General features: G+C 60.5%; 11 protein-coding genes. 5 read left to right on the top strand and 6 right to left on the bottom strand.

Translation table 11 applies throughout. From position 1 onward, the window contains the following. Positions 1-2: 2 nt before the first annotated feature. Positions 3-764 carry a YdcF family protein gene (locus AAEO81_RS03935; protein WP_341961758.1) on the bottom strand — a complete coding sequence of 254 codons (762 nt, stop codon included), beginning with the start codon at positions 762-764 and terminating at the stop codon, positions 3-5. An 86-nt stretch (positions 765-850) separates the two neighbouring features. After that, positions 851-1222 carry a hypothetical protein gene (locus tag AAEO81_RS03930; protein WP_341961756.1) on the bottom strand — a complete coding sequence of 124 codons (372 nt, stop codon included), beginning with the start codon at positions 1220-1222 and terminating at the stop codon, positions 851-853. A 303-nt stretch (positions 1223-1525) separates the two neighbouring features. Here AAEO81_RS03930 and leuS point away from each other — a divergent pair, with 303 nt between their 5' ends. From leuS to AAEO81_RS03905, 5 genes are all read left to right on the top strand, one after another. Next, a complete protein-coding gene (gene leuS, locus AAEO81_RS03925; RefSeq protein ID WP_341961755.1) occupies positions 1526-4132 on the top strand; it encodes a leucine--tRNA ligase in 2607 nt (868 codons plus the stop codon). 88 nt (positions 4133-4220) lie between these two features. Further along, positions 4221-4826 carry an LPS assembly lipoprotein LptE gene (gene lptE, locus AAEO81_RS03920; protein ID WP_166597486.1) on the top strand — a complete coding sequence of 202 codons (606 nt, stop codon included), beginning with the start codon at positions 4221-4223 and terminating at the stop codon, positions 4824-4826. 42 nt (positions 4827-4868) lie between these two features. After that, the gene (holA, locus tag AAEO81_RS03915; protein WP_341961752.1) at positions 4869-5906 is read left to right on the top strand and encodes a DNA polymerase III subunit delta; all 1038 of its coding nucleotides are present in this window, start codon (positions 4869-4871) and stop codon (positions 5904-5906) included. A 198-nt stretch (positions 5907-6104) separates the two neighbouring features. Beyond that, positions 6105-6263, top strand: coding sequence for an alternative ribosome rescue factor ArfA (arfA, locus tag AAEO81_RS03910; RefSeq protein ID WP_341961750.1), 159 nt, complete (start codon positions 6105-6107; stop codon positions 6261-6263). Positions 6264-6350: 87 nt separating this feature from the next. Next, entirely contained in the window at positions 6351-7685 is a 1335-nt protein-coding gene (locus AAEO81_RS03905) for a lytic murein transglycosylase (RefSeq protein ID WP_341961748.1), read from the top strand. 177 nt (positions 7686-7862) lie between these two features. Here the strand turns inward: AAEO81_RS03905 and lipA are convergent, their stop codons facing one another. The 4 genes from lipA to AAEO81_RS03885 all read right to left on the bottom strand — a co-directional run bounded on the left by lipA (position 7863) and on the right by AAEO81_RS03885 (position 11085). Then, on the bottom strand, positions 7863-8903 hold the full coding sequence (gene lipA / locus AAEO81_RS03900; protein ID WP_341961746.1) for a lipoyl synthase: 1041 nt from the start codon (positions 8901-8903) through the stop codon (positions 7863-7865). A gap of 1 nt (position 8904) precedes the next feature. After that, the gene (gene lipB, locus AAEO81_RS03895) at positions 8905-9552 is read right to left on the bottom strand and encodes a lipoyl(octanoyl) transferase LipB (protein ID WP_166597482.1); all 648 of its coding nucleotides are present in this window, start codon (positions 9550-9552) and stop codon (positions 8905-8907) included. Beyond that, positions 9552-9827 (bottom strand): DUF493 domain-containing protein, encoded by a 276-nt coding sequence (locus AAEO81_RS03890; RefSeq protein WP_166597481.1) that lies wholly within the window; start codon positions 9825-9827, stop codon positions 9552-9554. The genes lipB and AAEO81_RS03890 overlap by 1 nt, the downstream gene beginning before the upstream one ends. A 97-nt stretch (positions 9828-9924) precedes the next feature. Beyond that, positions 9925-11085: a D-alanyl-D-alanine carboxypeptidase family protein gene (locus AAEO81_RS03885; protein WP_341961743.1), complete on the bottom strand. Its 1161-nt coding sequence runs from the start codon at positions 11083-11085 to the stop codon at positions 9925-9927. Positions 11086-11194: the final 109 nt, after the last annotated feature.

The following is an 11194-nucleotide window of genomic DNA, read 5'->3' as shown; positions in this document are numbered from 1 at the left end:
AGTCAGCGATAAAACACCCGATACCCCACCAGCCCGGCCGCTTCATTGATCAACTGGCCCATCTGCCAGACGGCTTTGGACTCTGGCAGCCAGCCACCAAAGGGTCTGGCGTTGTCCGTGCTCAAAAAGCCGACAGGCGCGGGCACGACCGCAAAACCGGCCTTTTCAAAGCTCCAGACCGAACGCGGCATGTGCCAGGCCTGCGTCACCACGACCACTCGTTTGATCCCCAAGGGCTGCAACACGGCCGCCGTCATCGTCGCGTTTTCCCACGTGGTCCGGCTCTCGCCTTCTTGCCAGCGGGCAGTCACTCCAAAATCGTCGCGCAACGAATCGGCCATGATCGCTGCTTCACTCGGCGGCTCGCCGTAATGCAACCCGCCCGTGGTCAAAATCGGCAGGCCAGAGGCCTTGGACAAACGCGCCGCATACCGCATCCGTTCAAGGGCCGTTCCCGTCGGGATATCACGGCCCCAACTGGGGTCGTTGCGCTCACGGCCGGAACCGAGCACCACGATAGCGTCAGCGTGCTGGGCGAGGTTTGCCCACTGGTCCTGTTGCAGGGGCGGAATGCGTTCGATGCCTTTAGCCGTCCACTCCACCACCACCGGCAGGCTGGTCAACAGCAGTCCACCGAAGCCGATCACAAACAGCACTCGCGCCAACCGTGGCCTGGCCGTTCTCAGCCACCAGGCGAATAAGAGGAGCAGCAGAAAGATGCCGGGCGGCAGGAGCAGGTTCTTGATGGCGTAACGAAAAGGCATCGGGCATCTCCAGAAGATGCCCGAAGCCTAGAAGGATTGACGCTAAGCAACAATGCTTAATCAGACGGGATTGGGACCCGTAAACGTTACCGCTTGAAATGTTTGCTGGAACTGTAGCGACTCAACTTTGCCGACACCTTGGCGCGACGCTGGTCCTTCAACCAGATGACATTGGTTGAAAGTTGCGGGCCGCGGGCCGACTCCGAAGGCTCCCGGGAACTGCTGAGACTCCCTTTCTTGATGTTCGGTGATTCCTCTCTTACAACGACGTCCTTGCGATCCAGATAGGCCTCGATCAACTGAAACTCGGCCTGACTCAAACCACGGAGTTCCAGTTCGGTGGGGTACTCATTGCGAAGCCGGACTGCTGTTTTCGCCATGTCCAGGGCCAGCCCCAGACGATCAATCAAACGGTCATACAGATCAGGTTTCTCTACTTGGTGCCGCAGCTCTGCCATCCGTTCACCTCACTGAAGATAAACACATACCCTCGACAATGAGCTTAGCGGCACTGCAAAAACCGGCGCGATGCCGCGACCAACGGCGAATGACGGGGGTTCGGGGGCCCTGACCATGCAATCAAAGGTTTCCCTCGATAGTCTGCCCTCATGTATGCTACGGCGCTTCCTGTTATTCCACTTCCGCTCCTCCGGGTTCGAACCCGTCGCGTTGGCAAAGGCACAGCCTGACACGTGACGCCCCTCCAGTCCGGGACGGCAGCGAAGCGGTCAAGGGTCACCAATCTCTAGTCAAAAGTAGCCATGCACGAACTCTATCAGCCCCGCGAAATCGAAGCCGCCGCCCAGACCTTCTGGGAAGAGCAAAAGTCTTTTGAAGTCAGTGAACAGCCAGGCAAGGACACGTACTACTGCCTGTCGATGTTCCCTTACCCTAGCGGCAAGCTACACATGGGGCACGTGCGCAACTACACCATTGGTGACGTGATCGCCCGCTATCAGCGCATGCAGGGCAAGAACGTGCTGCAGCCGATGGGTTGGGATGCGTTCGGCATGCCGGCAGAAAACGCCGCGATGAAGAACAACGTGGCGCCGGCCAAGTGGACCTACGAAAACATCGCCTACATGAAGACCCAGCTCAAGAGCCTGGGCCTGGCGATCGATTGGTCCCGCGAAGTCACCACCTGCAAGCCTGATTACTACCGCTGGGAACAATGGCTGTTCACGCGCCTGTTCGAAAAAGGCGTGATCTACCGCAAGAACGGCACCGTGAACTGGGACCCGGTCGATCAGACCGTTCTGGCCAACGAGCAAGTGATCGACGGCCGCGGCTGGCGTTCTGGCGCGGTGATCGAAAAGCGCGAAATCCCGATGTACTACTTCAAGATCACGGCCTACGCCGATGAGCTGCTGGAGAGCCTCGACGAGTTGCCGGGCTGGCCTGAACAGGTCAAGACCATGCAGCGCAACTGGATCGGCAAATCTCGCGGCATGGAAGTGCAGTTCCCGTACGACCAGGCCTCCATCGGCGAAGCCGGTGCCCTGAAAGTCTTCACCACCCGCGCCGACACCCTGATGGGCGCGACCTACGTGGCCGTGGCCGCCGAGCACCCGCTGGCGACCCTGGCTTCGCAGAACAATCCTGAGCTGCAAGCCTTCATCCACGAATGCAAAAGCGGCAGCGTTGCGGAAGCTGACGTCGCCACGCAGGAAAAGAAAGGCCTGCCGACTTCTCTGTTCGTCGAGCACCCACTGACCGGCGAGAAGCTGCCAGTGTGGGTCGCCAACTACGTGCTGATGCACTACGGCGACGGCGCGGTCATGGCCGTCCCTGCTCACGACGAGCGCGATTTCGAATTCGCCACCAAGTACAACCTGCCGGTCAAACCGGTGGTGCGCACCAGCGCGGGCGATGAAACCCCTGCGCCTTGGCAGGACGCATACAACGAGCACGGCGTGCTGATCAACTCCGGCGAGTTCGACGGTCTGGACTTTGCTGGCGCCTTCGACGCCATCGAAGCCGCACTGGCCAAGAAAGACCTCGGCAAGTCGCGCACTCAGTTCCGCCTGCGCGACTGGGGCATCAGCCGTCAGCGTTACTGGGGCTGCCCGATCCCGATCATCCACTGCGACACCTGCGGCGACGTGCCGGTCCCTGAAGACCAGTTGCCCGTCAAGCTGCCGGAAGACGTCGTACCGGACGGCGCAGGTTCGCCACTGGCGCGCATGCCTGAATTCTACGAGTGCAGCTGCCCGAAATGCGGCGCACCGGCCAAGCGCGAAACCGACACCATGGACACCTTCGTGGAGTCGTCGTGGTACTTCGCCCGCTACGCCTCGCCTCATTACGAAGGCGGCATGGTCGACCCGAAAGCCGCGAACCACTGGCTGCCGGTCGATCAATACATTGGCGGTATCGAACACGCGATCCTGCACCTGCTGTACGCGCGCTTCTTCCACAAACTGATGCGCGACGAAGGTCTGGTGAGCTCCAACGAACCGTTCAAGAATCTGCTGACCCAGGGCATGGTCGTTGCCGAGACGTTCTACCGTCTCGAAGCCAACGGCAGCAAAACCTGGTTCAACCCGGCTGACGTTGAATTCGAACGCGACAGCAAGGCCAAGATCATCGGCGCCAAGCTGATCGCCGATGGCCTGCCGGTGGAAATCGGCGGCATCGAGAAGATGGCCAAGTCGAAGAACAACGGCGTTGACCCGCAATCGATGATCGATCAGTACGGCGCCGACACCTGCCGTCTGTTCATGATGTTCGCCTCGCCGCCTGACATGAGCCTGGAATGGTCCGACTCCGGCGTCGAAGGTTCGCACCGTTTCCTCAAGCGCGTGTGGCGTCTGGGCCAGGCCCACGTCACCGCTGGCCTGCCGGGCGCGCTGGACAAAACAACACTGAGCGACGATCAAAAAGCCGTGCGCCGTGCCATCCACCTGGCCATCAAGCAAGCCGGTCAGGATGTGGGTCAGCACCACAAATTCAACACCGCCATTGCTCAGGTAATGACGCTGATGAACGTGCTGGAAAAAGCACCGCAGGCGTCGGAACAGGATCGTGCGCTGTTGCAGGAGGGTCTGGAAACCGTCGCCCTGTTGCTCGCTCCGATCACGCCGCACATCAGCCATGAACTGTGGAACGCGCTGGGTCACGCCGATCCGGTGATCGACGCAGGCTGGCCAGTGGTGGATGAGTCCGCGCTGGTGCAAGACACGCTGCAACTGGTGGTACAGGTCAACGGCAAGCTGCGCGGTCAGATCGAAATGCCTGCCAGTGCCAGTCGCGAGGACGTCGAAGCCGCTGCACGGACCAACGAAAACGTGCTGCGCTTCATCGACGGTCTGACGATTCGCAAAGTGATCGTCGTACCCGGCAAACTGGTGAACATCGTCGCCAGCTGATTGGATCAGGCGCCTGACACCGTCAGGCGCCCAACACACCTCCAGAGCCCGCACTTCGGGCTCAAACGGATTCAAGGGGAGCAACAAGATGATCAAACGCAATCTGCTGGTAATGGGCCTCGCGGTATTGCTGAGCGCCTGCGGTTTCCAGCTGCGCGGCACTGGCACCAACGCCTTGTCGATCAAGGAGCTGGACGTGAGCGCCCGCGACGTCTACGGCCAGGTGGTCACTGAGTTGAAAAACACCCTGACCAACAGCGGCGTGCACGTCTACACCGGTGCTCAGTACAAGCTGTTCCTGGCCCGTGAGGACGAGACCCAGCGCACCGCCAGTTACGCAGGTTCCGGCAACTCGGCCGAGTATGAGCTGACCACCGTGGTGAAATACGAAATCCACGGCACCAAAAACGTCCTGCTGCTCGATGACAACGTACAGTCCACCAAGACCTATGTGCATGACGGCAACAACCTGATCGGTTCCGACCAGGAAGCCGAGCAGATCCGCAAGGAAATGCGCAGCGACCTGGTGCAGAAGCTGATTGCCCGCCTGCAGCAGCTGTCGCCGCAGCGTCTGGACGAACTGCAAGCCAAGGCTGACGCCGCCGCTCGTGCCCAGGCCGATGCCGAAGCCGCCGCTCAACGTGTTCGCGACGAGACGCCTCAACAGTCTCCGATCGAAATCCCGTCCAAGTGATGGCATCAGGGCCGGTTCGCCGGCCCTGATCATTTCTGACCCATGAAACTCGCCCCCGCCCAGCTTTCCAAACACCTTCAAGGTGCGTTGTCGCCTGTCTACATCGTCAGCGGCGACGACCCGCTGCAATGCCAGGAAGCCTGCGACGCCATCCGTTCTGCTGCCCGTCAGCAGGGTTTTGATGAGCGTCAGGTCTTCAGCGCCGATTCGAGTTTCGATTGGGGCACCCTGCTGCAAGCCGGGGCCAGCATGTCGCTGTTCGCCGAACGTCGTCTGCTGGAGCTGCGCCTGCCATCCGGCAAACCGGGGGACAAAGGCGCCGCCGCGTTACTGGAATACTGCGGTCGTCCGGCTGAAGACACCTTGCTGTTGATCAGCCTCCCCAAGCTGGACGGTGCTGCGCAGAAGACCAAATGGGGCAAAGCGCTGGTCGAGGGACCGCAAACCCAGTTCGTGCAGATCTGGCCGGTGGATGCCAGCCAGTTGCCGCAATGGATTCGACAGCGCCTGGCGCAGGCCGGGCTGGCCGCCAGCCCCGACGCGGTGGAGCTGATCGCTGCTCGCGTGGAAGGCAACCTTCTGGCGGCCGCTCAGGAAATCGAAAAGCTTAAACTGATGGCCGAGCAAGGCCAGATTACCGTCGAAACCGTGCAGGCAGCCGTGGCGGACAGTGCGCGCTTCGACGTGTTTGGGCTGACCGACGCGATCCTCAATGGCGAAGCGTCACACGCGCTACGGATGCTGGAAGGCCTGCGCGGGGAAGGCGTGGAGCCGCCGGTGATTCTCTGGGCACTGTCTCGGGAGCTGCGGGTGCTGGCGAACCTGGCGTTGCAGTTCAGCCAAGGCGTGCCGCTGGACAAAGCCTTCAGCCAGGCCCGCCCGCCCATCTGGGACAAGCGCAAACCGCTGATGAGCAAGGCCCTGCAACGCCACTCCGCCCGACGCTGGGCACAGCTGTTGCTGGACGCTCAACACATCGACGCGCAGATCAAGGGTCAGGCGCAAGGATCGGTGTGGAACAGCCTCAGCCGATTGTCGATCCAGATGGCCGGCCAGCGATTGGCGTTGCCGTCGGAATAGATCGCCCCCCCCGTAGGAGCGCGCTTGCCCGCGATATCGGTGTGTCAGACAACGTCAGATCGTCTGAACAATTGCCATCGCGGGCAAGCGCGCTCCTACAAAGGCGTTCGCTCCGGTGATAGCACAGATCAATTAGACGCCCGCTTCGATCAGTCGCATCATTCCCGCCGCTTCCCCCTACCCAAAGAGAGTATCGCCATGAGCAAAGCCAAAAAGCGGCCGAACAAGGCCAAATCCATCATTGCCCAGCCCCTGTTCCGCAGCCGTCAGGAACAACCCTCCAAGGGCAAAGGCAGCTACCGCCGCGAAGCCTTCCAGTCGAGAGATTGGGAGGCTTCTTCCGTTATGGCAGCTTGAAACATTTCAGGTGACTGACCGGCACCCCGCCGACAGGGCCGACATGGTAAGGTCTGCACCTTACGGTTTATCCCTGTGGACCCCAGAATGCCCTTTAGTTTTCCCCGTCGTTGGCATGTCCGCCAATTGATCGCCGCCTCCAGTCTCTTCGTACTGGTCGCCTGTGCGGAGCAACCCACCGCTGCCGTCGCCACCCCGCTTCAAGCCGCCCCTCTGAACGTCGCGAAAGCTGCGCCCACGCCTTCCAGCGCTGTGGCCGCTCCCGACGACACCAATTTTGAAATCCAGCCGGCCATGAGCTTCGCCGAATGGCAATCCATGTTTCGCAATCAGGCGTTGAGCGCGGGCATTCGCCCGGACATCTTCGACAGTGCCTTCGCGGGCGTGACGCCGGACATGAGCGTGGTCAAAGCCGATCGCAGCCAACCTGAATTCACGCGCCCGGTCTGGGAATACCTCGACGGCGCCATATCGGCTGTGCGTGTGCGCAAGGGCCAGGGCTTGCTTGCGCAGTACGCTGACGCTCTGAACGCCATCGAGCAGCGTTATGGCGTTGATCGTCAGGCACTGATCGCCGTGTGGGGCATGGAAAGCAGCTTCGGCCAGTTCCAGGGCACCCAATCGGTGATCCGCTCGCTGGCGACGCTGGCCTATGAAGGACGCCGTCCTCAGTTCGCGCAGGATCAACTGATCGCCGCGCTGCAAATCATTCAGCACGGCGACATCGATGCGCCGAACATGCTCGGCTCCTGGGCCGGGGCGATGGGGCAGACGCAGTTCATTCCCACGACGTACAACACCCATGCCGTGGACTTCGATGGCGATGGCCGACGCGACATCTGGAATTCGCCCGTCGATGCCTTGGCCTCTACTGCGCACTACCTGCAAAGCTCGGGTTGGCAGAAAGGCCAGCCTTGGGGTTTTGAGGTGCAACTGCGGCAAGGCTTCGACTACGCCATGGCCGATGCGTCTACCCGCAAAACCATCGCTGAGTGGCAGCAGTTGGGTCTGAAGCTGCCCAACGGCGCTCCCCTCCCCGCCAACCTGTTGCAACAGCAGGCGGCACTCTTGCTGCCGGCGGGCTATAAAGGCCCGGCATTTCTGGTAATGGATAACTTTCGGGCGATCCTCAAGTACAACAATTCGTCGTCCTACGGGCTGGGCATTGGGCTGTTGTCTGAGCGATTCACGGGCGGCGGTTATGTGATTGGCCAGTGGCCACGCGGAGATCGTCCTCTGAGCCGCACTGAGCGCATCGAACTGCAAACCCTGCTCTCGGCCCGTCAATATGACGCAGGCGCGCCAGACGGCATTATCGGCGCTAATACCCGCAAAGCCATTCGTAGCGCCCAGCAGTCATTTGGCTGGCCAGCGGACGGTTACCCGACGCAGGAGTTGTTGGAGAGTTTGCGTAAACCCTGAAGAGACTCTTTGTAGGAGCGCGCTTGCCCGCGATAGCGGTGTGTCAGGCACGTCAGGCTATCCGAACGATCGCCATCGCGGGCAAGCGCGCTCCTACAGTTCGTTTGTCATGCACGAAAAAAAGGGCCGGATATCGCTATCCGGCCCTTTTTCTATTGCGTGCAATACCGAGAAAAGTCAGCCCGCGGTCAGCAACGACTTGGTCAGCTTGGCCTGTTCGTCAGCATGGTACGAGGAACGCACCAGCGGCCCCGATGCGACGTTCTTGAAGCCCATCTTGTAACCTTCCTCGGCGAACCAGGCGAAGGTATCCGGGTGCACGAAGCGCTGAACCGGCAGGTGGTTACGGGACGGTTGCAGGTACTGGCCCAGAGTCAGCATGTCGATGTTGTGCTCGCGCATGCGCTGCATCACTTCGATCACTTCTTCGTCGGTTTCGCCCAGGCCCAGCATCAGGCCGGATTTGGTCGGTACGTGCGGGACCATTTCCTTGAAGCGCTTGAGCAGGGTCAGCGACCATTGGTAGTCCGAACCCGGACGCGCGGCCTTGTACAGACGCGGCACGGTTTCCAGGTTGTGGTTGAACACGTCTGGCGGCGTCGCTGCGGTGATTTCCAGCGCGATGTCCATACGGCCACGGTAATCCGGAACCAGGGTCTCCAACTGCACGTTCGGCGACAGCTCGCGAATTTCGCGGATGCAGTCGGCGAAGTGCTGAGCACCGCCGTCACGCAGGTCATCGCGGTCCACCGAAGTGATCACGACGTACTTGAGTTTCAGGTCAGCGATGGCAACAGCCAAATTCTTCGGCTCGTCCACGTCCAGTGCTTTCGGACGACCATGGCCAACGTCGCAGAACGGGCAGCGACGGGTACAGATGTCGCCCATGATCATGAAGGTCGCGGTGCCACCGGAGAAGCACTCGCCCAGGTTCGGGCAGGACGCCTCTTCGCACACGCTGTGCAGCTTGTGTTTGCGCAGCAGGGCCTTGATGCGATCAACCTCGGGAGAAACCGGGATGCGGACGCGAATCCAGTCCGGTTTCTTCGGCAGATCAACCGTAGGAATGATCTTCACCGGGATGCGCGCCACTTTTTCCGCGCCACGCAGCTTTACACCCGCTTCAACTTTCGGACGCGCCGCACGCTCAGGTGTGACCACGTTCACAGTGGGGATCAGGGTTTGCACGGCATCGGCCGTCTCATGCGCAGTAGTCATATCAATCGATTCCGCCCGTTAGGGTCGTCTGCTCAGCGTAGTCGAGGTGTTTGACGAGCTGCGCACGCAGCCGGGCACTAACCTCGGCAAATTCAATCGGGCCTGCCTGTTCACGCAGCTGGGTCATCGCCAGCCCCGCATACCCGCAGGGATTAATCCGTTTAAACGGGTCCAGATCCATGTCGACGTTGAGCGCCAAACCATGGAAGGAACAACCGTTGCGGATACGAAGGCCCAGAGAGGCAATCTTCGCCCCGTCGACATAGACCCCCGGCGCTTCGGGTTTGGCGGCTGCCGTGACGCCATAACTGGCCAGCAGCTCGATCAGGCTGTGCTCGATCCGGGTGACCAGTTCGCGCACGCCGAACCCAAGGCGACGCACATCCAGCAGCAGATACGCCACCAGTTGACCGGGCCCATGATAAGTCACTTGGCCACCGCGATCGACCTGTACCACCGGAATATCACCCGGAAGGAGGAGATGCTCGGGTTTGCCAGACTGCCCCTGGGTGAAAACCGGGGGATGCTGGACCAGCCACACTTCATCGGGCGTCTCGCGAGTGCGGCCGTCCGTGAAGCGTTGCATGGCTTGCCAGGTAGGCTCGTAGTCGATCAATCCGAGATCGCGAAAGCCCAGACGCTCGCCCATCACAGCACCATGTGCACGAAACCTGTGGCCCGCAGCTCGCTGTTGATGTTGTAGAGCTGATCCTGATCGGTGGCGAGGATATGCAGCTGCACGGTGGTGTACTTGCCGTTGCTGCTCTGGCGCTCGTCCACACGCTCATCGTTGATCTTGGCGTGTTTGCCAACGATCTCGATGGCTTTGTCTTTGTTGCCCGCGCCGGTATCGCAGATGATCTTGATCGGATAATCGGCACACGGAAATTCGATTTTTGGTGCTTTAACGTCGGAATCTGTCATGGCAGTAACGGCCTCGTAAGCCGGAAAACGGACAGTCCCCCACCGCGATCAGCGGCAGGGGCATAGGGTCAACGGTCAGTCGGTGAGTAACCCGTGATCAGTTGAACAGACTGTAGAAGAACATGCGAATGCTGTCCCACAGGCGGCGGAAGATACCACCTTCCTCAACGGAGTCCATGGCGATGAGATTAGCGGTGCGCACGACCTTGTCTTCCAGTTTCACTTCAACCTGGCCGATCACGTCGCCCTTGGCGATAGGCGCAACCAGTTTCGGGTTGATGCTTATGCTGGCGGTGAGCTTCTTCATCTCGCCTTTAGGCATGGTCATGGACAGATCTTCAGCCAGGCCGGCCTTGATCTGACGCTCGGTGCCTTTCCAGACCGGCGCTTGAGCCAGTTCGGTGCCCTTCTGGTAGAAGGTCTGGGTTTCGAAGAAACGGAAACCGTAGGTCAGCAGCTTCTGGGTTTCGGCGGCACGGGCTTGTTCGCTGTTGGTGCCGAAGACCACGGCGATCAGGCGCATACCATCACGGACGGCCGAGGACACCATGCAGTAGCCCGCTTCTTCGGTGTGGCCGGTTTTCAGACCGTCAACGGTCTTGTCGCGCCACAGCAGCAGGTTACGGTTTGGCTGTTTGATGCCGTTCCAGAAGAACTCTTTCTGCGAGTAGATCGCATAGTGAGCCGGGTCTTCGTGGATGATCGCACGGGCCAGCAGCGCCATATCGTGGGCGGTGGCGTAATGATCAGGATTCGGCAGGCCGGTCGGGTTCATGAAGTGGCTGTTGACCATGCCCAGGTCGCCAGCGGTCTTGTTCATCATGTCGGCGAACGCGTCTTCACTGCCTGCGATGTGCTCGGACAGCGCCACGCTGGCGTCGTTACCGGATTGAATGATGATGCCGTGCAGCAGGTCGCTGACGGTCACCTGGCTACCCACCTTGATGAACATCCGTGAACCGCCGGTGCGCCAGGCGTTTTCGCTAACGGTCACTGGATCGTTTTCGCCGATTTGCCCGCGACGGATTTCCAGAGTCGCGATGTAGGCGGTCATCAGCTTGGTCAGGCTGGCCGGAGGCAGCTTCTGATCGCCGTTGTTCTCGACCAGCACGTTACCGCTGTTGGCGTCCATCAGCACGTACGCCTTGGCAGCCAGTTGCGGTGCCGATGGCGTCATCTGCTCTGCCGCAAACACGGCAGGCGCGGTGAAAAGCGGGATTAAAAGGCAAAGGCGTTTTGCAAAGGTGGTGATGTTCATCCGTCTCTCGAAATTGCTAATGGGCAAACATGCCCTCGCGGGCAAAGCGGTAATGCCAGGCTACCCTGGCGAACGGGGTGACATTCTACAGATGCCCCCGTGAAATGCT

It is taken from the genome of Pseudomonas sp. RC10 (assembly GCF_038397775.1).
Lineage (GTDB): Bacteria > Pseudomonadota > Gammaproteobacteria > Pseudomonadales > Pseudomonadaceae > Aquipseudomonas > Aquipseudomonas bambusae.
This window is presented reverse-complemented; position numbering and strand designations above follow the sequence as displayed.